Here is a 23,803-nt window from a genome sequence, read left to right on the forward strand (position 1 = left end):
ATTTAAAAATGTAGAGCTAAATATGTAGGCTCTACATCTTAAATAGCGAGCTTAACTTCTAAACCTAATCCCAAACCCGCCAACACCCAGCAACAACACAAATCCCCATACAAACATGTTGCCGTATTGGCTGTACACGCTGTCGCCTTGTATTAACTTAACGTCGGCTTTCATGGTGGTTGCTTCAAACTGTGGCATGCTTTGTTGCGTGTGGCTTATTGGGTCGTATACGCCGCTTACGCCGTTGTTAGTAACACGTATTAGTGGCCGCTGTAGCTCTAGAGCGCGCATGCGAGCGATTTGCATATGCTGGTGGGGGCCAATGGAGTCGCCAAACCAAGCATCGTTACTTACGGTAAAGAGTAAATCTGAGCTGTGCTGATAATTACCACGCACTAGGTCGGCAAATACTATTTCGTAGCATATAGCGGGTAGTATATTAAAGCCGTTAGCACGTAGGTTGTTTTGTACTTTGTCGCCACGGGTAAACGACGACATAGGTAAATCAAACAACGGTGCGATAGGGCGCAGTAAATCTTCAAATGGTACAAATTCGCCAATAGGGAGTAATTGGTGTTTTTGATAGCGGTTTTTATCTAGGTAGCGGTAGTGGCCGTGTTCATCATCTTTATTTTTATTACCCACTACTATAAGGGTATTAAAAATAGTTTTAGTGTCGAGTTGGTAGTCAACAACACCGGTAATTAGCGCGGTTTTATTAAATGAAGCGGCGCTGTCTAAGCCTGCTAGGTATGAGTCGGCAAGCGCTTCTATTTCGGGTACTGCGGCTTCGGGCCATACTATTAAGTCGGCGTCCCAGTGTGTGCGGGTTAGGTCTTGGTATTTACTCATGGTGGTCCAAAACTGGCTGGGATCAAAGCGCAGATTTTGTTTTATATTACCTTGTACAAGTAATGTCGACATGCTTTTTCCAGAGTACTGTGCTGTACCTGTGGTGTATGCACCGGCAAAAAGTAGTGCTAAAGCACTGCTGGTTATGGCCAATGTTTTAAAATCTTTTTGGCTTAGGCGATACAATGCAAAACCAATGGCAATACATACTAAGGTTAAACCAAATTCGCCAATATAAGGGGCAAGCAGTCTAAGTGGGCTGTCGGTTTGCGTATAACCAAAACTTAACCATGGAAAGCCTGTTAGTAAGTGTGCGCGTAAGTATTCGCTTATGGCAAAACTTACAATTAATAATGCGCCATAACTTTTAGGGCCGCTGGCAAAGCGAGTTGTTGCCCAAAAGGCAAGTGCAGGAAATAACGCTAAGTATGAACACAATAAGGCCATAAGCGCTAAAGAAGCGATTAATGGCATGCCGCCAAAAGTGGCTATAGATACATGTACCCAGCTAATACCAGCACCAAACCAACCTAAACCAAATATAAAGCCATATTTAGCGGCTGTTTTTGCGTGTGTTTTACCGGTGTTTTTTGGATTAATACAAAAAATGATGGCAGCAAGGCTAAAAAATGCAATGGGCCAAATTTCAAAGGGGGCATAGGCAAAAGTTAAAATAAGGCCCGCAATTAATGCGAGCCATGCTTTTTTATCTTTTGCTAATAAGGTGAACTTAGTTAGCAGAATCTTCACTGTAGTTATCATCAACCTTAGGAACGGTGACTTGCAGTTGCAAGATGCGGCGATTGTCAGAGTTGGTTACTTTAAATTGGTAACCTTCTATATCAATGGTTTCGCCACGGCTTGGCATGTGGCCAAAGGCATGTAATACAGTGCCACCAATAGTATCGGCGTCATCTGTGCTGTAACCTGTTTTAAAATGCTCGTTAAAGTCATCAACAGGGGTTAGCGCTTGTACTACGTAAACATGCTTAGCAAGTTGGCGAATATCTTGTTGCTCTTCTTCTTCGTCGTGTTCGTCTTCTATTTCGCCCACGATTATTTCAAGAATATCTTCAATAGTGACTAAGCCCGATACACCGCCGTATTCATCAATAACAATAGCCATATGGTAGCGTTGCTGACGAAATTCGTTAAGCAGGGTATCGACACGTTTACTTTCGGGTACTACCATTGCTGGGCGTAAATAATCGCGCAGTGAGGGCAGTAAGTCGTCTTTGTTTAAGATTAGGGGTAATAAATCTTTAGCGAGTAAAATCCCTTCTACATGGTCTTTGTCCTCACACACCACCGGAAAGCGTGAGTGCGTAGAGTGAACCATCATAGGTATGAGCTCTTCAAGCGGGCTGTCGATCTCAAGGGTGATCATTTGTGAGCGCGGCACCATAATGTCTCGCACTTTAAGCTTAGACACGCCAAGCACACCTTCAATCATCTCTTTGGTTTCTGGATCGATTACATCCCGCTCTTGCGCATCGGCAATTACTTCAACCAGCTCTTCTCTGTTCTGGGGTTCCCCTTGAAACTTTTGGGCTATTCGGCCCAGCCAGCTTTTTCCAGAAGAACCCTGGCTAGAATGCGAGTTACCGTCGCTCATTATATCTGATTACTCCGTTTATTTAAATTTCGTCCCGATATGGGTCTGCTATGTTTAGCTCAGCAAGTAATTGCTTTTCTATACTTTCCATCTCAAAAGCATCTTCACTCTTTATATGGTCAAATCCAAGCAAATGCAAGCATCCATGAATAACCATATGAGCAAAGTGGTCATGAAATGACTTTTCTTGCTCAATTGCTTCAGCCAATACAATAGCTGGGCAAATAACTAAATCACCTACTAAAGGAATATCTATTCCCGGTGGTGCTTCAAACTCAAACGACAGTACATTGGTAGGCTTGTTTTTACCACGGTAGTCGTTGTTGAGTTGTTGCGACTGCGCTTCGTCACTAATTACAATAGTGAGTTCAGATTCGTCGCGGTATTGGCTAAGGGCTTTGTCGGCCCAAAGCGCAAATTGTGCCTCGCTTGGTAAGTTGTCAAACTCACAGGCTATTTGTAAATCAAGTTCAGTGTTCACGGTATTACTCTTTAGTAGCAGGCGGTTGTTGAGCGGCAAGTTGCTCTCGGGCTTTTTGCTTTTCTAGGCGCATAAGTCGCTCGCTTTCATCGTTGCGCTCGTAGGCTTCAACAATACGCGCAACCACAGGGTGGCGAACTATGTCTTGGGCTTTAAAGTGGTTAAAGCTTATTTCGTCTACGCCATCGAGTACTTCCATTGCATGGCGTAAGCCTGAGCGCACACCACGTGGTAAATCTACTTGCGTTATGTCGCCAGTAATAACCGCTTTTGAGTTAAACCCAATACGGGTTAAAAACATTTTCATTTGCTCTGCGGTGGTATTTTGGCTTTCATCTAAAATAATAAAGGCATCATTAAGCGTACGCCCACGCATATAAGCAAGTGGGGCAATTTCAATAACGTTTTTTTCGATTAGTTTTTCTACTTTTTCAAAGCCAAGCATTTCAAATAGCGCATCGTAAAGCGGGCGCAAGTATGGGTCGACCTTTTGGCTTAAATCGCCCGGTAAAAAACCGAGCTTTTCACCTGCTTCTACCGCTGGGCGGGTAAGCAATATACGGCGAATTTCTTGGCGCTCTAGGGCATCAACTGCAGTTGCCACAGCTAAGTATGTTTTGCCTGTACCAGCAGGGCCAATGCCAAAGGTAATATCGTGATGCAAAATATTAGAAACGTATATACCTTGGTTTTCGTTACGCGGCTTTATAACACCACGGCGCGTTTTAATCACCATTTCTTTGGTGTAAGTGCTGGTTGTGGCGTCTTGTTCAAGGGCGTTTGATTCGGTAATGGCTAAGTGCACGTTGTCGGGTTCTATTTCGCCAATTTCGCCGCGCACAGGTTGAGTATCAATATAAAGGTTTTTTAAAATTTCTACAGCGCTGGCGCTACTGTAAGTTTTGCCTGTGACTTTAAAAAAGTTATCGCGGTGGATAATTTCAACACCGAGTCGGCGTTCAATTTGTTTGATGTTTTCGTCAAACGGGCCACATAAAGAAGAAAGGCGTTTGTTATCGGCAGGTTCTAAATAAATCTCTAATGTTTTTAACTGATTACTCAAAATTACTTCCTATAGCATGGCGCCAGTGTTAACTGGCGCTAAAATTTCCACTAAGGGACGAAAGTAGCAACGCCAATTTCGTTTATAGTGTCAGGTTTAGGCTCAAGGCTTGCAGCTTTGGTTAAAATAGCTGAAGGAGCGATTTCACGACGTAAGTTCATTTCTGATTCTGTACGAATTAAGTCACCACGTAAAGAATTTGGTAGTGCCTCGGTAATACGTACGTCAACAAACTGACCGATCACTGTATGTGGGCCAACAAAGTTAACTACACGGTTGTTTTCGGTACGGCCACGTAATTCCATTGGGTTCTTTTTAGAAGGACCTTCAACGAGTATACGCTGCTCTGTATCGAACATTTGACGGCTAATTTGTTGCGCCATTTGTGTAATACGATTTTGCAGTAAGTATAAACGCTCTTTTTTCTCTTGCTCGGTTACGTCATCTGGCAAGTCGGCCGCTGGTGTACCTGGGCGTGCACTGTAAATAAAGCTAAAGCTCATATCAAAACCAACGTCGCTAATTAGCTTCATGGTTGCTTCAAAGTCATCTTGGGTTTCACCCGGAAAACCAATAATAAAATCTGACGACATGCTTAAGTTAGGACGAATTTTGCGTAACTTACGAATTGTCGACTTATATTCAATTGCCGTATGGCCGCGTTTCATTAGGTTTAAAATACGGTCTGAACCACTTTGTACTGGTAGATGTAAATGATCTACAAGCTCTGGTACATCGGCGTATACGTCAACTATATCTTGGGTAAACTCTACTGGATGCGATGTGGTGTAACGAATACGGTCAATACCATCAATGGCAGCAATAAGACGAATTAAATCCGAAAAATAACAAATTTCGCCATCGTGTGTGTCGCCGCGGTACGCGTTTACGTTTTGGCCAAGTAGGTTTACTTCACGTACGTTTTGCTCAGCAAGCTGGGCAATTTCTAATAGTACGTCATCTACTGGGCGGCTAACTTCTTCGCCGCGAGTGTATGGTACAACACAAAAAGTACAGTACTTAGAGCAGCCTTCCATAATAGATACAAACGCAGATGGGCCATCGGCTTTTGGCTCTGGTAAACGGTCAAATTTTTCAATCTCTGGGAATGAAATATCAACAACCGATGAGCCTTTATCGCCTTGCACTTGTTTAATCATTTCTGGTAAACGGTGCAGCGTTTGCGGGCCAAAAATAACGTCTACAAATGGCGCACGCTGGCGAATAGAGTCACCTTCTTGTGAGGCAACACAACCACCTACGCCAATAATTAAGTCTGGCTTGTCGTCTTTTAACAACTTCCAACGACCTAACTGGTGGAACACTTTTTCTTGTGCTTTTTCACGAATTGAACAGGTGTTAAGTAAAATTACGTCGGCATCTGTTGCATCATCAGTTAGCTGGTAGCCATTGGTGGCATCTAAAAGTTCAGCCATTTTCTGAGAGTCGTATTCGTTCATCTGACAACCCCAGGTTTTAATATGCAGCTTTTTGCTCATTGAAATATTGCCTCGTGTTCAATTCGATAGTGGCACAAAAATGTGCTAGAAACAGGATTAAGTGAAATGCATTACTGCGCTATACCCACTTAAAGGACGCGTATTTTAGCTGGATACACACGTAAATCCAAGTATAGTTTTCATGTTTGTGATTTCAAATCAATGCAGCTTTAGTTTTATCCACAGTTGAGCGTATCCTTTGGCACATAACAAGCTAATTACGATACAATTAAAATAGTTTTAAGAAATTAAAAAGATGAGAACATGACAAAAAATAAAGTAATTGTTGTGGGTGCTGGCATGGTGGGTGCTGCTATGGCAATTAAACTTGCCCAGCAAGGCAAAGCAGTGCGCATAATAGAAAAAAAACTAATAAATCCACAGCAAGTTTTAAGCAGTGATCAGGTTGATATTCGCGTATCGGCAATAAATCGTTTTTCAGAAAAGCTGCTAGACGAATTGGGCGCAATGCCACTTTTAAAACAAAGCAGGTTAGCACCGTATCAACAATTAGAAGCATTTGAGCGCGGTGGCGATAATTTATTATTTGATTGCGCCGATATAAACACCACGCATTTAGGCCACTTAATTGAAAATAACCTAATTCAAGCCAGTTTATGGCAGCAATTTGAGCAATACAACATTGAAGTTATTGAGCAAGCAGCGCCTATTACGAGTATTGAGCAAACCTCAGATGCAATTACGCTAGTGTATGGTGAGCAAACGTATACCGCTGATTTAGTTATTGCAGCCGACGGCGGGCAATCGCAATTACGCGCTAAAGCCAACATAGGTATAACCGGTTGGCAGTATCAGCAGCACTGCATGGGCGTACTTATAAAACTTGATGCGCCGCAACAAGTAAAAACGTGGCAGCAATTTACTCCCACCGGCCCTTTGGCCTTTTTACCTATGCAGGCTCCTTACGCTAATTTAATTTGGTATGACGATGCCAATACACTGCAAAGCTTTAAAGGTTTAAACCCGCTGCAACTTAAAACACATATTGTTAAAAAGTTTCCTGAGCTTGCCGGTGATTTTACCGTGTTAAAGCACGCGGTGTTTCCACTGGCTCGCCAGCACGCAAACAAATATTCGCAAGGGCGACTAGTGCTTGTAGGTGACGCTGCACATACTATTAACCCATTAGCCGGGCAGGGCGTAAATTTAGGCTTTCAAGACGTTGTAGCGCTTGCACAGGTGCTATTAAGTGCTGATGACATAGGTTGCCCATTAAAATTAAATGAGTATGAAAAATCGCGCCGCAAAGCAAACTTATTAATGATGAGTATGATGGATGCCTGCTACTTTGGGTTTTCTAATCAAATTGCGCCATTAAAATGGGCGCGTAGCCAATTTTTAAAAATAGCTAACAATACCGGACCGGTAAAAAACTGGGTTTTAAAATACGCTATTAGCGGCGAGTTAAATTAAGACTAATTGCTATAACATTTGCGAACTATTGAAAAGGCTCATTTATGGGTCTTTTTTTTATGCTTATTTATTGATTAAAAGTGCGGTAGCAGAGGGGCTGCTAATAAAATATAGCCACTAAAATACTGCTGTTTAAATACAGTTATTAAAATAAGATTTTATAGATAGATTAAAAATATAGAAGTTTAAAATAAATAGATTTAAAATGAGTAGTTATGAGTAATACAAAAGGAAAAGTAATTTAAGTAGGAAGTATAAACAAATTGGCTGGGATACCAGGATTTGAACCTGGGAATGCCAGGATCAAAACCTGGTGCCTTACCGCTTGGCGATATCCCAACTATAAATTTGTACAAGTTTTCGTTCTAGTTAAGAACATGGTGCGGAAGGAGAGACTTGAACTCTCACATCCTAAGATACTGGAACCTAAATCCAGCGCGTCTACCAATTCCGCCACTCCCGCATCACTAATTTGCTAATTTAAACTCTAAGCTAGAGCTATTCTTTAAACAACTTTCCTTGGTAGAAGAAGTTGGCTGGGATACCAGGATTTGAACCTGGGAATGCCAGGATCAAAACCTGGTGCCTTACCGCTTGGCGATATCCCAACAAAGAATAATTGATAATTTTATTTCTTATCAAGAAATGGTGCGGAAAGAGAGACTTGAACTCTCACAACCGAAGTTACTGGAACCTAAATCCAGCGCGTCTACCAATTCCGCCACTCCCGCATCGTTTGTGTAATAAAACACAGTTTGCAATTTTAAGCTCTTAGCTGAGCTATTCTTTAAACAACTTTCCTTGGTAGAAGAAGTTGGCTGGGATACCAGGATTTGAACCTGGGAATGCCAGGATCAAAACCTGGTGCCTTACCGCTTGGCGATATCCCAACAAAGAATAATTGATAGTTTTATTTCTTATCAAGAAATGGTGCGGAAAGAGAGACTTGAACTCTCACAACCGAAGTTACTGGAACCTAAATCCAGCGCGTCTACCAATTCCGCCACTCCCGCATTACTTTGTGTTATTAAACACTAGGTAGTTATTTTAAACTCTTCATTGAGCTGCAATTTAACTCTTGCAGAGCCATTTCTAAAAGAAGAAATGGTGGCTAAGACGGGATTTGAACCTGTGACCCCATCATTATGAGTGATGTGCTCTAACCAGCTGAGCTACTTAGCCATTGTTGGCTGGGATACCAGGATTTGAACCTGGGAATGCCAGGATCAAAACCTGGTGCCTTACCGCTTGGCGATATCCCAACAAAAACAATTGATAGTTTTAATTCTTATCAAGAATGGTGCGGAAGGAGAGACTTGAACTCTCACATCCTAAGATACTGGAACCTAAATCCAGCGCGTCTACCAATTCCGCCACTCCCGCATTACTTTGTGTAATTAAACACTAGGTAGTTATTTTAAACTCTTCATTGAGTAACAAAAAAATAATGGTGGCTAAGACGGGATTTGAACCTGTGACCCCATCATTATGAGTGATGTGCTCTAACCAGCTGAGCTACTTAGCCATATTTTTTCGTTAGCACTTCATCGCTGAGTGCGGGGCGTATTATGCTGATATGGCCCAAATTCGTCAACACCTTTTTTGCAAAAAAACACTTAACTTGGTTTGTTTGCAGGAAAAGTAAGCTAAGCGGCTAAAATTTAGCATAAATGCTGTTTTTTTAGCTGCATTAAAAACACTAAACTTAAACTTATTCGCAGTTCTTCAATTTTGCTAAACAAATACAGACGTTAAAAAACCGCAGCAGGTATTAAAGAAATAAAAAAGGCTCGTAAAAACGAGCCTTTAAAATCATCACCACACTAAATTTGGGTAATGTATATTTATACGTTGAACAAGAAGTTCATTACATCGCCGTCTTTTACAATGTACTCTTTACCTTCTTGGCGCATTTTACCTGCTTCTTTTGCGCCGCTCTCACCCTTAAAGGCAATAAAGTCGTCAAAAGCAATCGTTTGTGCGCGAATAAAGCCACGCTCAAAGTCGGTATGAATTTTACCTGCTGCTTGTGGCGCAGTTGCACCTACAGGAATAGTCCATGCGCGTACTTCTTTTACGCCTGCTGTAAAGTAGGTTTGTAATTGCAGTAATTCATAGCCACCACGAATAACAAGGTTAAGGCCTGGCTCTTCTAAACCAAGATCAGCCATAAACTCAAGCTTGTCTTCTTCATCTAGCTCAGAAAGCTCAGATTCAATAGCAGCACATACAGGAACAACAATCGCATCTTCTGCTGCGGCAATAGCGCGTACAACATCAAGGTATGGGTTGTTTTCAAAACCATCTTCAGCAACGTTAGCAATATACATTGTTGGTTTGATAGTTAAAAAGTTAATAGAGCTGATAGCTGCTTTTTCTTCTTTAGTTAACTCTAAAGAACGTAATGTTAAGCCTTCATCAAGGTGTACTTTTACTTTTTCAAGTACTGCATTTTGCTCTTTTGCGTCTTTATCGCCACCTTTAGCTTTTTTAGCATTACGGAACGATGCTTTTTCAGCGCTGTCCATATCGGCAAGCACTAATTCAGTGTTTATAACGTCAATATCATCAGCAGGGTCAATAGTGCCAGCTACGTGAATAATATTATCATCATTAAAACAGCGAACTACGTGGCCAATGGCGTCAGTTTCACGAATATTAGCTAAAAACTGGTTACCAAGACCTTCACCTTTAGATGCGCCTTTTACTAAACCGGCAATATCTACAAACTCCATACTTGTTGTAAGAATGCGCTGTGGGTTTACAATTTTAGCAAGTGCGTCTAGGCGAGGATCAGGCACTGGTACCACACCTGTATTAGGCTCAATGGTACAAAAAGGAAAGTTAGCGGCTTCAATACCCGCTTTTGTTAATGCATTAAAAAGTGTCGATTTACCCACATTAGGCAAGCCAACAATGCCACATTTAAAACCCATAGTAAGATACCTTGTTTAGATTCGTTTAAACGGCGAACTTGTACCCAAGTTACTAGGGTTTAAACGAATGTAGTCTGTTTTGTGCTTTTAACACACCATCTTTTGCAAGTATTTCCATGCAGCGTACCGCTTCATCAATGGCAGCATCCATTTTTTCTTGGTCTGCTTTGGCCGCTTTTCCTAGCACCCAACCAGTTACCATTTCACGATGCCCCGGATGACCTACACCAATGCGCAAGCGCATAAAGTCTTTTTGATTTGCCATTTTTGCAATAATGTCTTTTAAGCCATTATGACCGCCGTGTCCGCCGCCTTTCTTTAATTTGGCAACGCCAGGTTCTAAGTCTAATTCATCGTGGGCAACTAAAATGCTTTCCACAGGAATTTTGAAAAAATTAGCTAAACTACCGACCGCTTTACCACTTAAGTTCATATAAGTAGTGGGGATCAATAATTTGAATTCTTGATCTTGAATAATCACTTTACCTGTAAGGCCGTGATATTTAGGATCGTGTTTTAGAGTGCAGTTATAGCGTGCAGCGAGTTGCTCAATGAACCAAGCACCTGCATTGTGGCGTGTGTTTGCGTATTCGGGGCCTGGATTAGCCAGGCCCACAAGCATTTGAATAGAATTCAAGGTGTTAAGCCTTAAATATTATTCTGCAGCGTCTTCAGCTTCATCTTCAGTTGGAGCTGATTTGTTAGCTTTAACAATTAGGATAGACTGATCGTGACCAGGACCTTTTGCTAAATCTATTGATGAAACGCCAGCTGGTAATGCAACATCAGAAATATGTAGAGAATCGCCTGCAACTAATTTTGAAACATCTACTGTTACGAAATCAGGGATTGCTTTAGGGAAACAAGAAATTTCGATTTCAGTTAACTGACGAACAACAGTTGTACCAAGTTTTTCTACAACGTCTTCACCAACAAAGTGGATTGGAACAATAGTATGTAGCTTTTGGTTTGCATCGATACGTTGGAAATCAAGGTGTGTAACTTTAGGCTTGAAAGGGTGACGTTGAATATCTTTTAGGATAGTTTCAACAGACTCGCCGCCAATGTTAAGTGTAAGAATTTGCGTGTAAAAACCTTCGCTTTCTTGAGCTTTAATCACATCTTTATGATCTAAAGTGATTGAAGTAGCTTCTTTGTTTGCGCCGTAAACGATAGCAGGCACTTTGTCTTCGCGACGTAGGCGGCGGCTCGCACCAGTACCAGTTTGCTCGCGAAGTTCTGCGTTATATACATAAGTTTTGTTTGACATAATAGTTTCCAATAATTAAAAGTATAGGGCCTTTGCGACCAAGGTCCCTAGCCAAAAGGCGCGCTATCATAACATCGCCCCCCAGCAAAATATATAACAGTTACGAAAAAAGCGCCAAAAGGCGCTTTTTAAAATTAAAGTTACTTAGCTTCGCTAAAGTAGATCTTTAATTAATGCTCAAACATTGCTGAGATAGACTCTTCGTTACTAATACGACGAATAGTTTCTGCAAGCATGTCGGCAAGTGTAAGTACTTTAACAATATTAAGTGCTTTAAGCTCTGCAGACAGTGGAATAGAGTCAGTTACAATAACTTCGTCAATCACTGAATTGCGCAAGTTTTCAGCCGCTTTTCCCGAAAGAATAGGGTGAGTAGCATATGCAAATACGCGCTTAGCACCGTGTTCTTTAAGTGCTTCAGCTGCTTTACATAATGTACCGCCGGTATCAATCATATCATCAACGATAATACAATCACGACCTTCAACATCACCAATAATATGCATCACTTGAGAAACGTTTGCCTGTGGGCGACGTTTATCAATAATAGCTAAATCGGTATCGTTTAGTAGTTTTGCAATAGCACGCGCACGTACAACGCCACCAATATCTGGAGATACAACAACAACGTCGTCAAAATGACGTGCTTTCATATCTTCAAGTAAAACAGGGCTACCAAATACGTTATCTACAGGTACATCAAAGAAGCCTTGGATTTGCTCAGCGTGTAAATCAACCGTAAGAACGCGGTCAACACCTACACTAGATAAGAAATCGGCAACGACTTTAGCGGTAATGGGTACACGGGCAGAACGTACACGACGATCTTGACGAGCATAACCAAAATAAGGAATAACGGCAGTAATACGACCGGCAGATGCACGACGTAGAGCATCAACCATAACGATAAGTTCCATAAGGTTATCGTTTGTAGGGGCACAGGTTGATTGTAAGATGAAAACATCCGATCCACGAACATTTTCATTAATTTGAACACTGATCTCACCGTCGCTAAAACGGCCAACAACAGCATCGCCTAATTCAATATATAAACGTTTTGCAACTTTTTGAGCTAACTCAGGTGTTGCGTTACCAGCGAAGAGCTTCATGTCAGGCACGGTAGGGTTCCTCAGGCACTGAATTTTTGGACTAACAGGCAATAATTAAACCACTGCGTGTTAACTTATGACTACTTGTACGTTACTTCAATCAAATATGGCGGCTAACTCCGTATGAGCGGGAGAAGTATTAACGCTTGATGCGATAAACCCCTGCCAAGTATGGGGGAGATTAGCAAGTACATCTTGTGCTTGAACTTGCGTAGCAAATTCTACAAAACAACATGAACCTGTTCCGGTCATCTTTGATGGAGCGTATTTTAGCAACCACTGCAGGGTTTTTTCAACCTCGGGACACAGCTTTTTCACTAAAGATTCGCAATCGTTAGTTAAAATATGCTGTTGCCAGTCTCCTGAAATTTTTGGCGTGTCGCGTTTTAGTTCAGGATGAGTAAATATTTTAGCAGTACTTACATGTTGATTAGGGAAGACCACACAATACCACTTTTGCTCAAGCATTACTTGTTCTAATTGCTCACCAATCCCATGCGCTATGGCGCTTTTACCATGTATGAATACGGGTACATCGGCACCTAGTTGTAAGCCTAAATGAGCTAATTCATCTAAACTGAGGGCTGTTTTCCACAACTTATTTAAGGCTAATAATGTGCTGGCAGCGTCTGATGATCCACCGCCAACACCGCCGCCCATTGGCAAACGTTTAATTAAATTTATTTTCACGCCTTGCTTTATTTTGCACTGTGTTTGCAATAATAAAGCCGCTTTATAGATAAGGTTGTCGGTTGTGGCTATGCCATTTGTGTCGCCGGTAACAATAATTGCAGGTAAATCGCTTAACTCAAAACTAAGTTCGTCGCCATAATTTAAAAACGTAAACAGGGTTTCTAGTTCATGGTAACCGTCATCTCGGCGGCCATTAATATGTAAAAAAAGATTGAGCTTTGCCGGCGCAATAAGTGAAAATGAAGTGATATTATTCATGGTTAATTAAACTGCCAATCGTAGAGTTGAATTTTAATTTTAATTTTTTGATGGGTTAAGGTCAGTCTGCTGGGAAGCCAGTAGCCGCTTTTTTGCACAAAGCTAGCGTACTCAATTTGCCATTTTTTACCTGTACTATCAAACCATAATACGCTTTTAGCGCGGCCTAATTGATCAACCTTTAAAGTTTGGTCATCAATGGTGCCTTTTAACCAACTGTCGGCGTTATTTACCGGTAAAGCAAAGCCAGTTAAACGTTTTAGTAATGCCGTTGCATTAGTGTCAAAATACTGCTCGCCATCATAGTTTAGTTCTGCCGTATTTGCAGTTTGTTTGAGTGACAATATACGTGTACCAATAAAAGTGGTGAGCACTAAATTATTGATATTTTGGCTCTGTTGCCAGTTTAAGTTTGCAGATTGGCGCTCATCGGGGCTAATAAAAGCAAGTTTACCTTCTACTTGCCAAATACTTTGCTCGGCAAGATGTGTTTTCCAGTTTTCGTAAGTGTTTGTTTCTAAGTTTCTTTTTTGAGCGCAGCCGGCTAAAAACAAGAAAAACATCGCTAAAATAAAATATTGTCGAATCAAATGTTGCTCCTTACTTTCCATATTCCTGAGATTTTTGATAAAATTGCGGCCTTTAAAGTAGGGCTCATCAATATTTGGCAAATATGACCATAATCGCACTTGGTATTAATCACAAAACCGCTCCCGTAGAATTACGTGAAAAAGTGGCTTTTTCCCCTGAGCAAATTTCAGAGGCGCTACAGCAATTAAGTGGCCACGCCCATTTTAATGAGGCAGTGATTGTTTCCACCTGTAATCGAACTGAAGTGTATTGTAGCCTTGCACAGCAAAATTCCCAAACACTGTTGCAGTGGTTATCTAGTTTCCATGGTTTGGATGAACATGAGCTGAGTAAAAACATTTACTGCCATGAAGGTAGTGATGCTATAAATCACTTAATGCGCGTAGCCTGTGGCCTAGATTCACTCGTACTGGGCGAGCCGCAAATTTTGGGGCAAATAAAGCAAGCGTATAACAGTGCTAAAACTCATAATGCTGTGGGCGTGACGTTTGATAGATTATTTCAAAAAACGTTTTCAGTTGCTAAGCAAGTACGTACTGAAACCAACATTGGTGCCAGTGCAGTGTCGGTTGCTTATGCGGCGGTTAATTTAGCTAAACATATTTATGGCAAGCTCGATAAAACCAATGTACTTCTCATTGGTGCCGGTGAAACAATTGAGCTAGTAGCCAAACATTTGTACCAAAATGAGCCGCAAAACATTACGGTTGCGAACAGAACCCTTGAGCGTGCACGTAGTTTAGCGGATCAAGTATCGGGTGATGTAATTGCACTTGCTCAGCTACCTGAGCGTTTACATAAAGCCGATATTGTTATTAGTTCTACCGCCAGCACACTGCCTATTATTGGTAAGGGTGTGGTGGAGCAAGCACTTAAACAGCGTCGTTATAAGCCTATGTTGTTTATTGATATTGCGGTTCCTCGCGATATTGAAAGCCAAGTGGGTGAACTTGACGATGCTTATTTATATTCTGTTGATGACTTACAAACCATTGTTAGCGAGAATATGAGTGCCCGAGAAGAAGCCGCTGAGCAGGCTGAAGTTATTATTACCGAGCGCACTAAAGAGTTTTTAATGTGGATACGCTCACTCGATTCGGTGGATTTAATTCGCCACTATCGAAACGATGTACAAACAATAAAGTCCGAACTTGTAGAGCGAGCAGTGAGTCAGCTCAATACAGGTAAAGATGCCGAAAAAGTTATTTTAGAGCTGGCCAATAAGTTAACCAATCGCTTAATGCACGCGCCTACCCGTGCTATTCAAGATGCAGCGAAAAAAGGTGAAGTGGCTCAGTTAAACCAATTGAAAAAAATGTTAGGTATTGATCAGGAATAGCAGTTAATGAAAGAATCCGTTTATCATAAGTTAGAAATCTTAGTTGAGCGTTATGAAGAAGTACAAGCGCTACTAAGCGACCCATCGGTCATTCGTGATCAAAACCGCTTTCGTGCACTTTCTAAAGAATACTCAGATTTAGAAGAGGTAGTAAAAACGTTTTTAAGCTACCAACAAGCGCAACAAGATGTAATAAGCGCAGAAGAAATGCTGAAAGATTCAGACCCAGATATACGTGAAATGGCGCAAGAAGAATACAAAGAAGCTAAAGCACAAATACTGACCATAGAAGATGAAATTCAAGTATTAATGCTGCCAAAAGATCCTAAAGACAATAATAACGTGTATTTAGAAGTGCGAGCGGGCACTGGTGGCGACGAAGCGGCTATATTTGCCGGCGACTTATTTAGAATGTACAGCCGTTATGCCGAAACTAAAAAATGGAAAGTAGATGTGGTGACCACCAACGAAGGTGAGCACGGCGGCTATAAAGAAATAATTGCTAATATTAGTGGTGAAGGCGTTTTTGGTCAGCTGAAATTTGAATCTGGCGTGCATCGTGTACAACGTGTACCAGAAACCGAATCGCAAGGTCGAGTTCATACCTCTGCGTGTACGGTTGCGGTAATGGCTGAAGTACCAGAAGCTGAGGCAATTGAAATTAATTCGGCCGATCTTAAAGTTGATACGTTTCGTGCATCAGGCGCGGGTGGTCAGCACGTAAATAAAACCGATTCTGCTATTCGTATTACCCATATACCTACCGGTGTGGTTGTAGAGTGTCAGGATCAGCGCTCGCAACATAAAAACCGTGCTAAAGCTATGTCGGTACTTGCAGCGCGTTTGCAACAAGCTGAAGACGAAAAGCGCGATGCAGCAGAAGCCTCTGAGCGTCGTAACTTAGTAGGCAGTGGCGATCGCTCTGAGCGTATTCGTACTTATAACTATCCACAAGGTCGTATTACCGATCACCGTATTAACTTAACCCTATATCGCTTAAACGAAGTGGTAGCCGGTGATTTAAGCTGTATTGTAGAGCCATTAATGCAAGAGCATCAGGCCGACTTACTAGCGGCCATGGGCGACGAGTAATAATAGTGACCCAAACCCTCGAACAAGCAATTGCTGCAGGCGCTAATTTATTAGCACCTAGCAGCGAAAGCGCTAAATTAGACGCGCAAGTTTTACTACTGCATATATTGCAAAAACCTCACAGTTATCTTTTTACTTGGCCAGAAAGCACGCTTAGTACAGAGCAACAGCAGCAATTTGATACATTTTGCCAAAGGCGTTTAAATGGCGAGCCAGTTGCACATATTACAGGGCAACGTGAATTTTGGAGTTTATCGCTAGAGGTTAATGCCACCACTTTAATACCGCGTCCAGATACCGAAACCTTAGTAGAGCAAGCGCTTGAAATGGCGGTGCCAAGTAATGCAAAGGTGCTCGATTTAGGCACAGGGACTGGCGCAATCGCGTTAGCACTGGGGAGCGAAATGCCCACTTGGCAAATTACCGCAGTAGATAGAGTAGCTGATGCTGTTGCACTTGCTACACGTAACCAGCAGCGATTAGCCATTAATAATGTGCAAGTAAAGCAAAGTAATTGGTTTAGCGCGCTTAATGGCGAAAAGTTTCATTTAATTGTATCTAATCCGCCGTATATAGAAACAACCGATATACACCTCAAGCAAGGTGATGTGCGCTTTGAACCGCTCTCAGCACTTGTTGCAGATGATGATGGACTGGCTGATATAAAACAAATAATTACCCAATCACGTGACTATCTTCACGCTAAAGGTTATCTTTTGATCGAACATGGTTTTGAGCAAAGTGGTGCGGTTAGCCAATTTTTTGCACAAATGGGGTTTATAAATATTAAAACAGTGAAAGACTTAGGCAATAACGATCGCGTTACACTTGCACAGTGCTCTTAAACTAAATTACAGCAGTGTAATATTTGCACTGCTTATTCGTTTTTAAAAATAAAAACATTTAACTAAACAGAAGTATTAAAACTATGGATTATTTAGCAGTTAAACATTCACACATGGCTATTGCGATGTTGAGTGTAATTTTATTTTATGTACGCTCATTTTCACGCATGGGTAGTGGTAAGTTGGCAAAAAATAAACTGGTGTTTATTGGCAGCCACGGCATAGACACTTTGTTACTTGTTTCAGCATTAATGCTAATGGGGATCGCTAAAATTAATCCGTTTGAGCAATATTGGTTACTAGAAAAAATAGTGCTAGTGGTTATTTATATTGCCGTTGGTATTGTTAGCTCAAAACAAACAAAAACAGCACCAAAAGTAGCATATACCATTTTTAACACTTTGGTTATTTTAGCTATCGGTTATTTAGCAACCGCTAAGTCGGCACTGCTTTTATAAGTAATAATTAGCCCAATTGAGCTTTGTATAATTGTGTACAAAGCTCAACTATTTCTAAACATAAGTTCACATTCAAGCCCCTCTACATTGGTATCTAGCTTAAAAAGTAGTAAACTACGCCTTCGTTTTCTAAAATGTTGTAGTATGAATGACCACCCTCGGGTTTGATGAACACGATGATTCTTATTTTGATGAAGCTTATGATGATTTTTTGCCACCGGCGATTTATCGTTGTATTCAAGCCGAATCTAAATGGGACCCTCAGATTGACTTAACGCCTAGCTATGAAATTTTAACTTCCTTTGAACAGGAAATAGATGCTTTGTGTCTGCAAACATCTGACGAGCATGTGCGTTTAGATAAGCTATTAGATCGCTTTTATAGTGAATGGCTGTTTAGTGCTTCTAGCTTAAAAGTGCCAGAGTACAAATTAAATTGCATAAGCTATACATTAACTATGCGCAGTGGTTCACCAACAACACTTGCTATTTTACTCAGCCACTTTTTACAACATGCCAAACTAGACGCTTGTGTAAGTATTACCCAAGGTGATATTGGTATACATGTAGCTATGAGTGATGAAGAAGGCTATACCATTGAGCCAAGCAGCGGCCAACAAAGCTGGTATATCATTCCTGAAAACGTTGATGAAGATAATGCCCAAGAGCAAGAGCCACTTGAGCTTATTTTTGACGACGAAGTATATAAATTATTTTTAGCCCAGCAAAAGTGGTCGTTTATTAGCGAAAATAAATTTGGTCATGCGTTAAACTGCGTCGAAATGCTGATGGATATAATTGGTGACGACCCTTATGAGCGACGCGACAGAGGGTATTTACTCAATCAATTAGGTTGCCCTAAAATGGCACGTGACGATTTACAGTTTTTTGTAGATGAATGCCCTGACGATCCTGCAATAGAGATTATTCAACACCAAATAGAAGAACTAGAAGACAATAATAATAAAACTCACCATTAAAAATAGGAATAACTATGGTTGAAGCCCAAACTGCATTAATTACTAACGATGCTGTGGTACTTGGTTTACTGGCTATTATTTTAGGGTTTGTGTTTAAAACCTCTAACAGCCAGCACCCAGGTTTTAAAGCATTTTATAAATATGTACCCGCTTTACTGTTATGTTACTTTTTGCCCTCATTACTTAATACCTTTGGTATTGTTGATGGTAATAAATCAAACGTATATTACGTAGCGTCACGCTACTTATTGCCAGCGTGTTTAATACTGCTGACTATAAGTATTGATTTAAAAGCCATTATAAACTTAGGCCCCAAAGCACTCATTATGTTTTTAACCGGTACTACTGGTATTGTTATTGGTGGCCCTTTAGCTATTTTAATTATGAGCGCAGTGTACCCAGAAGCAATTGGCGGACATGGCCCCGATGCGGTATGGCGCGGTATGACCACAGTAGCAGGTAGCTGGATTGGTGGCGGTGCTAATCAAGCATCAATGAAAGAAATGTTTGAAGTTGGCGGTGATATATTTTCGGCCATGGTGACGGTAGATGTCATTGTTGCTAACTTATGGATGGCCGTTTTATTATTAATGGCAGCGAATCATAAAGCCATTGATGCAAGAACAGGTGCCGATACCAGCGCCATTGAAGATCTTAAAAACCGGGTTGAAAAATATCATGCTGAGCATGCGCGCATGCCAACGCTTAACGATTATATGATGATTATTGCCATTGCCTTTGGTATTACCGGCTTGGCACATTTTTGTGCTGACTTTTTAGGCCCTTACTTTGGTGCTAATTTCCCATGGGCACAAGAGTACAGCTTAAACAGTAAGTTTTTTTGGTTAATCGTGATCTCAACCACTATTGGTATTAGTTTATCGTTTACTAAAGTACGCCATATAGAATCGTTTGGCGCGTCGAAAGTTGCTTCTACATTTTTGTATATTTTGGTTGCATCAATCGGCTTACACATGAATATAACGGCGATTTTTGAAACACCAATGTATTTTGTAATTGGCATTATATGGATGCTTACCCATGCGAGCTTAATGTTAATTGTAGCTAAACTAATTAAAGCACCGTTATTTTATATGGCGGTAGGCTCACAAGCCAACGTAGGCGGCGCGGCATCTGCACCCGTTGTTGCCGCTGCATTTCACCCGTCGCTTGCTCCTGTAGGTGTATTATTAGCGGTACTTGGCTATGGCGTAGGTACTTATATGGCTTATATTTGTGGATTAATGATGCAAGCAGTTGCACCATAAGGAATAAAAATGAACAACCAAATTATTAAAATTAATGACATAGAACTTGCAAACAACAAACCGTTTGTATTGTTTGGCGGTATTAATGTATTAGAGTCTCGTGATTTAGCCATGCGTGTTGCAGAGCATTACGTAGAAGTAACCACTAAATTAAATATCCCTTATGTATTTAAAGCGTCGTTTGATAAAGCTAATCGCTCATCAATCAACTCTTACCGCGGCCCGGGTTTAGACGAGGGTTTAAAAATATTTGAAGAAATTAAAAAAACATTTAATATTCCGTTAATTACCGACGTACACGAACCACATCAAGCAGCACCTGTTGCTGAAGTAGTTGACGTTATTCAGTTACCGGCATTTTTAGCCCGCCAAACAGATTTGGTTGTTGCTATGGCAAAAACCGGCGCAATTATAAATGTAAAAAAACCACAGTTTTTAGCCCCACACGAAATGCGCCATATTATTACTAAATTTAACGAAGCAGGTAATAACAACGTGGCACTGTGTGAGCGTGGTTCAAGCTTTGGATATAATAACTTAGTGGTTGATATGCTCGGCATGGATGACATGAAAGTAATGGCACCTGTTATTTTTGATGCTACCCATGCACTACAACGCCCAGGTGGCCGTGCAGATTCGGCTGATGGTCGTCGCGCTCAAGCAGCAGAGCTTGCCCGCAGTGGTATGGCACTTGGTATTGCAGGCTTATTTATAGAAGCACACCCAAATCCAAATGAAGCAAAATGCGATGGCCCATGTGCACTAGCATTGAGTAAATTAGAAGGCTACTTAACGCAAATGAAAGCTGTAGATGATTTAATTAAAAGCTTCGCACCGCTTGATACCAGTGCCAGCGATTTATAATTTATAACCTATATATTAGGTAATATTTAAAAAGCGACTAAGGTCGCTTTTTTTACACCTTAAATATATAATTCCATGCATAAGAAAAACTAATTCAAAGCGTGGTTATCATGTCAAGACGGGTCCCTCCATTAAACGCGCTTAAAGCCTTTGAAGCAGCAGCACGTCATTTAAGTTTTACCAAAGCTGCAGAAGAGCTATATGTAACGCAAGCCGCTGTAAGTCATCAAATAAAAACATTAGAAGAACATTTGGGCTTAAAGCTATTTATACGCAGAAACCGCTCGCTATTATTAACCGAAGAAGGGCAGGGTTACTTTCTCGATATAAAAGAAATATTTACCCAACTAATAGACGCCACCGAAAAATTACTAGCACGAGGTGCAAAAGGCTCTTTAACGGTAAGCTTAACGCCAAGCTTTGCGATTCAGTGGTTAGTACCCAGATTAAGTTTATTTAATGAGTTACACCCAGAAATAGACGTGCGAATAAAAGCGCAAGATCTAGACGAAAACTCTTTAACCGACGATGTCGACGTTGCTATTTATTATGGCCGTGGGCATTGGAGTGGGGTGCAAACATTTAAGTTACATACCGAGTATTTAGTGCCGCTATGTAGCCCGCTATTATTAAATGGCATTAAGCCACTTAATCAACCCAGTGATTTAGCGCACCATACCTTATTGCACGACACCACACGTAAAAATTGGAAAACATGGATGAAAACCGCCGGTGTACGTAATGTGCAAGTTAACCAAGGGCCCATTTTTAGTCACTCATCTATGGTGTTACAAGCCGCAGTACATGGCCAAGGTGTGGCTATAGGCAATAGTGTACTCGCTAAGCCCGATATTGACGCCGGACGATTAGTGATCCCGTTTAATCATAGTTTAGAGAGTAAAAACGCTTATTATTTAGTGCTGCGCGAGTCGCAAACTGAAATGGGTAAAATAGTGTCATTTAAAGAATGGATGCTGAGCTTAGTAGAGCAAGAACAAGAGTATTAATATGATTGAATGGTTTAAAAGTACACAGCAGCCAGCTATAGCACAGTTTATTTTTGCCCATGGTGCAGGAGCCGGTAGCGACCATGAGTTTATGCAAAATATGGCACAACTCATTAGTGAGCAAGGGATTGATGTTGGTTTATTTGATTTTGAATATATGCAAATAGCGAAACAAACCAATAAACGCCGCCCACCCGATCGCGCGCCTAAATTGCTTAGCTACTATGAGCAAATACTTAGCCATGCACAGCCAGGGTTGCCGTTATTTATTGGTGGCAAATCTATGGGGGGACGAATGGCGTCAATGCTTGCCTGTACTAGCGAGCATGCTATTTTAGGTGTATTAGCGTTTGGCTATCCGTTTCATCCGCCAGGCAAGCCTGAAAAGCTACGCACCGATCACTTTGCTGATATAGGCTGCCCATTTTTGGTATTACAAGGTGAGCGCGATACGTTTGGTACTCGTGAGGAGCTAGCTACTATGTTAATGCCCAAGCAACCAGAATATTGCTGGCTACCCGATGGCGACCATTCACTAAAACCGCGTAAAAAAAGTGGCGTTAGTGAGGCGCAAAATCGAGCAACTGCAGTACAAAGTGCTGTGCGTTTTATAAAATGCATTGTTAAATAAGTATTCGAGAGAGTAATAAATGATTAAATTATTTTTAATGACCGGGAGCTTTTTTTGTATGCTGTCGGTAATGCTAGGGGCTTTTGCCGCCCACGGTTTAAAAAGCCGACTGTCGGAGTACTCATTAGGTGTGTTTAAAACCGCAGCTGAGTACCAAATGGTGCATGGATTAGCGCTTATAGCTGTGGCGGTATTAATTAAGTGGGGTATTAACCTCAATTGGGCTGGCGGTTTTTTTATTGCGGGCACACTGCTTTTTAGTGGCAGTTTATACTTACTTGCCATAACAGGTATGAAGTGGCTAGGCCCAATAACCCCATTGGGTGGTTTATGCTTTATTATTGGTTGGATTGTTATTTTAGTGCAAGTTGCACGATTTAAGTTTTAAAGGGTTAATATGTCTAGTGTTGTGATTTACTGTCGTAGTGGGTTTGAAAACGATGCCGCTGCTGAAATAACGTTCCACGCTGCCGAGCAAGGTTTTGCCGGTTATGTTAAAGCAAAGCCAAATACCGGTTATGTTATTTATGAGTGTTTTGACGCGCAGCATGGCGACGAAATAATTAAAAAAGTTGATTTTAAAAACATGGTGTTTGCTCGTCAATGGTTTGCTGGTACGCTGATCGAAAACATGCCAGTAGAAGATCGTGTAGGGGCCGTTGTAGAGGCTGCTAAAGATTTTACCTTGTGCTCTGAGCTACGTGTAGAAACCCCCGATACCAACGAAGGCAAAGAGCTGTTAACCTTTTGTAAAAAAATATCAACGCCCCTTAAAAAAGCCCTCGAAAAACGTAATATTGTACTGCGCGAGCCAAAAGCAAACCGCCCAGTAATGCATGTACTGTTTTTAACTAACAACACCGCTTATGTGGGTTACTCGTATAGCTTTAATAACTCGCCATTTTTTATGGGTATTTTACGTTTACGTATGCCAAGTGATGCGCCAAGCCGCTCTACTTTAAAATTAGATGAAGCATTTAATGTGTTTATTCCAGAACAACAACGCGAGTCACGCGTTGCAGCCGGAATGCGCAGTGTTGACTTAGGGGCGTGTCCAGGTGGCTGGACTTATCAGTTAGTGCGCCGTGGTATGTTTGTAAGCGCGATAGATAATGGCCCAATGAACGACGATTTAATGCAAACAGGGCAGGTAAAGCATTTTAGGGCCGATGGCTTTAAATATCGCCCAGAAAAACGCAACATTACTTGGTTAGTATGCGACATGGTAGAAAAGCCAACTAAAGTAACCAGCCTAATGATTGACTGGGCAGTAAATGCATATGCTAAAGAGCTTATTTTTAACTTAAAGCTGCCAATGAAAAAACGCTTTGATAGTGTTTACGAGTGCTTAAGCATGATCAGAGCAGAGCTGGAAAAATACGGTATAAGCTATGAGTTACAAGCTAAGCATTTATATCATGATCGCGAGGAAGTGACCGTGCATTTAAATGTGACCAAAGTGCCACAAAGCTTGTATAGCTAATGATGAATTAGTAAATAACCAGAGTTAAGGTTAAAT

Annotated in this window: 23 protein-coding genes and 10 tRNA genes; 12 read left to right on the top strand and 21 right to left on the bottom strand. The window is 41.2% G+C overall.

Annotation, left to right across the window (positions count from 1 at the left end):
• Nucleotides 1–51: 51 nt before the first annotated feature.
• The 5 genes from lnt to miaB are packed head-to-tail and all read right to left on the bottom strand — an operon-like array spanning nt 52 to nt 5,510.
• Nucleotides 52–1,602, bottom strand: coding sequence for an apolipoprotein N-acyltransferase (lnt, locus tag RB215_RS05250; protein WP_309216984.1), 1,551 nt, complete (start codon nt 1,600–1,602; stop codon nt 52–54).
• Nucleotides 1,583–2,467, bottom strand: coding sequence for a CNNM family magnesium/cobalt transport protein CorC (gene corC / locus RB215_RS05255; protein WP_011327732.1), 885 nt, complete (start codon nt 2,465–2,467; stop codon nt 1,583–1,585). The genes lnt and corC overlap by 20 nt, the downstream gene beginning before the upstream one ends.
• Before the next feature lie 22 nt (nt 2,468–2,489).
• Nucleotides 2,490–2,948, bottom strand: coding sequence for an rRNA maturation RNase YbeY (ybeY, locus tag RB215_RS05260; RefSeq protein WP_011327733.1), 459 nt, complete (start codon nt 2,946–2,948; stop codon nt 2,490–2,492).
• A 4-nt stretch (nt 2,949–2,952) separates the two neighbouring features.
• Nucleotides 2,953–4,011, bottom strand: coding sequence for a PhoH family protein (locus tag RB215_RS05265; protein ID WP_011327734.1), 1,059 nt, complete (start codon nt 4,009–4,011; stop codon nt 2,953–2,955).
• A gap of 50 nt (nt 4,012–4,061) precedes the next feature.
• Nucleotides 4,062–5,510, bottom strand: a complete 1,449-nt coding sequence (miaB, locus tag RB215_RS05270) for a tRNA (N6-isopentenyl adenosine(37)-C2)-methylthiotransferase MiaB (RefSeq protein ID WP_086994706.1) — start codon at nt 5,508–5,510, stop codon at nt 4,062–4,064.
• A gap of 264 nt (nt 5,511–5,774) precedes the next feature.
• Here miaB and RB215_RS05275 point away from each other — a divergent pair, with 264 nt between their 5' ends.
• Nucleotides 5,775–6,944, top strand: coding sequence for an FAD-dependent monooxygenase (locus tag RB215_RS05275; protein WP_011327736.1), 1,170 nt, complete (start codon nt 5,775–5,777; stop codon nt 6,942–6,944).
• Between the two features lie 264 nt (nt 6,945–7,208).
• On the opposite strand, the gene RB215_RS05280 is transcribed toward RB215_RS05275, so the two are convergent.
• The 16 genes from RB215_RS05280 to lolB all read right to left on the bottom strand — a co-directional run bounded on the left by RB215_RS05280 (nt 7,209) and on the right by lolB (nt 13,800).
• A tRNA-Gln gene (locus RB215_RS05280) sits at nt 7,209–7,283 on the bottom strand.
• Between the two features lie 39 nt (nt 7,284–7,322).
• Nucleotides 7,323–7,407, bottom strand: a tRNA-Leu gene (locus RB215_RS05285).
• 70 nt (nt 7,408–7,477) lie between these two features.
• Nucleotides 7,478–7,552, bottom strand: a tRNA-Gln gene (locus tag RB215_RS05290).
• 38 nt (nt 7,553–7,590) lie between these two features.
• Nucleotides 7,591–7,675, bottom strand: a tRNA-Leu gene (locus tag RB215_RS05295).
• Between the two features lie 84 nt (nt 7,676–7,759).
• Nucleotides 7,760–7,834 (bottom strand) — tRNA-Gln (locus RB215_RS05300).
• 38 nt (nt 7,835–7,872) lie between these two features.
• Nucleotides 7,873–7,957 (bottom strand) — tRNA-Leu (locus tag RB215_RS05305).
• 92 nt (nt 7,958–8,049) lie between these two features.
• Nucleotides 8,050–8,126, bottom strand: a tRNA-Met gene (locus RB215_RS05310).
• A 5-nt stretch (nt 8,127–8,131) separates the two neighbouring features.
• Nucleotides 8,132–8,206 (bottom strand) — tRNA-Gln (locus RB215_RS05315).
• Between the two features lie 36 nt (nt 8,207–8,242).
• Nucleotides 8,243–8,327: transfer RNA gene (locus RB215_RS05320), tRNA-Leu, on the bottom strand.
• A 65-nt stretch (nt 8,328–8,392) separates the two neighbouring features.
• A tRNA-Met gene (locus RB215_RS05325) sits at nt 8,393–8,469 on the bottom strand.
• Between the two features lie 319 nt (nt 8,470–8,788).
• Entirely contained in the window at nt 8,789–9,880 is a 1,092-nt protein-coding gene (gene ychF / locus RB215_RS05330) for a redox-regulated ATPase YchF (RefSeq protein WP_011327737.1), read from the bottom strand.
• A gap of 52 nt (nt 9,881–9,932) precedes the next feature.
• Nucleotides 9,933–10,517, bottom strand: a complete 585-nt coding sequence (pth, locus tag RB215_RS05335; protein WP_011327738.1) for an aminoacyl-tRNA hydrolase — start codon at nt 10,515–10,517, stop codon at nt 9,933–9,935.
• A gap of 18 nt (nt 10,518–10,535) precedes the next feature.
• A complete protein-coding gene (locus RB215_RS05340; RefSeq protein ID WP_011327739.1) occupies nt 10,536–11,150 on the bottom strand; it encodes a 50S ribosomal protein L25/general stress protein Ctc in 615 nt (204 codons plus the stop codon).
• A gap of 170 nt (nt 11,151–11,320) precedes the next feature.
• On the bottom strand, nt 11,321–12,268 hold the full coding sequence (locus RB215_RS05345) for a ribose-phosphate pyrophosphokinase (protein ID WP_011327740.1): 948 nt from the start codon (nt 12,266–12,268) through the stop codon (nt 11,321–11,323).
• Between the two features lie 87 nt (nt 12,269–12,355).
• Nucleotides 12,356–13,210, bottom strand: coding sequence for a 4-(cytidine 5'-diphospho)-2-C-methyl-D-erythritol kinase (gene ispE / locus RB215_RS05350; RefSeq protein WP_011327741.1), 855 nt, complete (start codon nt 13,208–13,210; stop codon nt 12,356–12,358).
• 2 nt (nt 13,211–13,212) lie between these two features.
• Nucleotides 13,213–13,800, bottom strand: coding sequence for a lipoprotein insertase outer membrane protein LolB (gene lolB, locus RB215_RS05355; RefSeq protein ID WP_309216987.1), 588 nt, complete (start codon nt 13,798–13,800; stop codon nt 13,213–13,215).
• Between the two features lie 83 nt (nt 13,801–13,883).
• Between lolB and hemA the strand changes: the two genes are divergently transcribed.
• The 11 genes from hemA (at nt 13,884) to rlmM (ending at nt 23,767) form a co-directional block, all read left to right on the top strand.
• On the top strand, nt 13,884–15,140 hold the full coding sequence (gene hemA / locus RB215_RS05360) for a glutamyl-tRNA reductase (RefSeq protein WP_041454381.1): 1,257 nt from the start codon (nt 13,884–13,886) through the stop codon (nt 15,138–15,140).
• Between the two features lie 6 nt (nt 15,141–15,146).
• Nucleotides 15,147–16,232, top strand: a complete 1,086-nt coding sequence (gene prfA / locus RB215_RS05365; protein ID WP_011327744.1) for a peptide chain release factor 1 — start codon at nt 15,147–15,149, stop codon at nt 16,230–16,232.
• Nucleotides 16,233–16,237: 5 nt separating this feature from the next.
• Nucleotides 16,238–17,077: a peptide chain release factor N(5)-glutamine methyltransferase gene (gene prmC, locus RB215_RS05370; protein WP_086997954.1), complete on the top strand. Its 840-nt coding sequence runs from the start codon at nt 16,238–16,240 to the stop codon at nt 17,075–17,077.
• A gap of 83 nt (nt 17,078–17,160) precedes the next feature.
• Nucleotides 17,161–17,535, top strand: a complete 375-nt coding sequence (locus RB215_RS05375; protein WP_011327746.1) for a SirB2 family protein — start codon at nt 17,161–17,163, stop codon at nt 17,533–17,535.
• 148 nt (nt 17,536–17,683) lie between these two features.
• Nucleotides 17,684–18,514, top strand: coding sequence for a tetratricopeptide repeat protein (locus tag RB215_RS05380; protein WP_011327747.1), 831 nt, complete (start codon nt 17,684–17,686; stop codon nt 18,512–18,514).
• Nucleotides 18,515–18,528: 14 nt separating this feature from the next.
• Nucleotides 18,529–19,782 carry a DUF819 domain-containing protein gene (locus RB215_RS05385; RefSeq protein ID WP_011327748.1) on the top strand — a complete coding sequence of 418 codons (1,254 nt, stop codon included), beginning with the start codon at nt 18,529–18,531 and terminating at the stop codon, nt 19,780–19,782.
• A gap of 9 nt (nt 19,783–19,791) precedes the next feature.
• On the top strand, nt 19,792–20,646 hold the full coding sequence (gene kdsA, locus RB215_RS05390; protein ID WP_011327749.1) for a 3-deoxy-8-phosphooctulonate synthase: 855 nt from the start codon (nt 19,792–19,794) through the stop codon (nt 20,644–20,646).
• Nucleotides 20,647–20,756: 110 nt separating this feature from the next.
• Nucleotides 20,757–21,653 carry a transcriptional regulator GcvA gene (locus RB215_RS05395; protein WP_011327750.1) on the top strand — a complete coding sequence of 299 codons (897 nt, stop codon included), beginning with the start codon at nt 20,757–20,759 and terminating at the stop codon, nt 21,651–21,653.
• 1 nt (nt 21,654) lies between these two features.
• Complete coding sequence (locus tag RB215_RS05400) at nt 21,655–22,284, top strand: alpha/beta family hydrolase (RefSeq protein WP_182683214.1); 630 nt, start codon at nt 21,655–21,657, stop codon at nt 22,282–22,284.
• A 19-nt stretch (nt 22,285–22,303) separates the two neighbouring features.
• Nucleotides 22,304–22,672, top strand: a complete 369-nt coding sequence (locus RB215_RS05405) for a DUF423 domain-containing protein (RefSeq protein ID WP_041454382.1) — start codon at nt 22,304–22,306, stop codon at nt 22,670–22,672.
• Between the two features lie 9 nt (nt 22,673–22,681).
• On the top strand, nt 22,682–23,767 hold the full coding sequence (rlmM, locus tag RB215_RS05410) for a 23S rRNA (cytidine(2498)-2'-O)-methyltransferase RlmM (protein ID WP_011327753.1): 1,086 nt from the start codon (nt 22,682–22,684) through the stop codon (nt 23,765–23,767).
• Nucleotides 23,768–23,803 lie beyond the last annotated feature (36 nt).

Source organism: Pseudoalteromonas sp. HL-AS2 (assembly GCF_031198805.1).
GTDB lineage: Bacteria > Pseudomonadota > Gammaproteobacteria > Enterobacterales > Alteromonadaceae > Pseudoalteromonas > Pseudoalteromonas nigrifaciens.

What these genes read in the sequence shown, in the direction of transcription:
- corC (WP_011327732.1), bottom strand. Translation starts at nt 2,467, where the DNA reads ATGAGCGACGGTAACTCGCATTCTAGCCAGGGTTCTTCTGGAAAAAGC.
- miaB (WP_086994706.1), bottom strand. Translation starts at nt 5,510, where the DNA reads ATGAGCAAAAAGCTGCATATTAAAACCTGGGGTTGTCAGATGAACGAA.
- RB215_RS05275 (WP_011327736.1), top strand. Translation starts at nt 5,775, where the DNA reads ATGACAAAAAATAAAGTAATTGTTGTGGGTGCTGGCATGGTGGGTGCT.
- ychF (WP_011327737.1), bottom strand. Translation starts at nt 9,880, where the DNA reads ATGGGTTTTAAATGTGGCATTGTTGGCTTGCCTAATGTGGGTAAATCG.
- RB215_RS05340 (WP_011327739.1), bottom strand. Translation starts at nt 11,150, where the DNA reads ATGTCAAACAAAACTTATGTATATAACGCAGAACTTCGCGAGCAAACT.
- ispE (WP_011327741.1), bottom strand. Translation starts at nt 13,210, where the DNA reads ATGAATAATATCACTTCATTTTCACTTATTGCGCCGGCAAAGCTCAAT.
- hemA (WP_041454381.1), top strand. Translation starts at nt 13,884, where the DNA reads ATGACCATAATCGCACTTGGTATTAATCACAAAACCGCTCCCGTAGAA.
- prfA (WP_011327744.1), top strand. Translation starts at nt 15,147, where the DNA reads ATGAAAGAATCCGTTTATCATAAGTTAGAAATCTTAGTTGAGCGTTAT.
- RB215_RS05375 (WP_011327746.1), top strand. Translation starts at nt 17,161, where the DNA reads ATGGATTATTTAGCAGTTAAACATTCACACATGGCTATTGCGATGTTG.
- RB215_RS05380 (WP_011327747.1), top strand. Translation starts at nt 17,684, where the DNA reads ATGACCACCCTCGGGTTTGATGAACACGATGATTCTTATTTTGATGAA.
- RB215_RS05385 (WP_011327748.1), top strand. Translation starts at nt 18,529, where the DNA reads ATGGTTGAAGCCCAAACTGCATTAATTACTAACGATGCTGTGGTACTT.
- kdsA (WP_011327749.1), top strand. Translation starts at nt 19,792, where the DNA reads ATGAACAACCAAATTATTAAAATTAATGACATAGAACTTGCAAACAAC.
- RB215_RS05395 (WP_011327750.1), top strand. Translation starts at nt 20,757, where the DNA reads ATGTCAAGACGGGTCCCTCCATTAAACGCGCTTAAAGCCTTTGAAGCA.
- RB215_RS05400 (WP_182683214.1), top strand. Translation starts at nt 21,655, where the DNA reads ATGATTGAATGGTTTAAAAGTACACAGCAGCCAGCTATAGCACAGTTT.
- RB215_RS05405 (WP_041454382.1), top strand. Translation starts at nt 22,304, where the DNA reads ATGATTAAATTATTTTTAATGACCGGGAGCTTTTTTTGTATGCTGTCG.
- rlmM (WP_011327753.1), top strand. Translation starts at nt 22,682, where the DNA reads ATGTCTAGTGTTGTGATTTACTGTCGTAGTGGGTTTGAAAACGATGCC.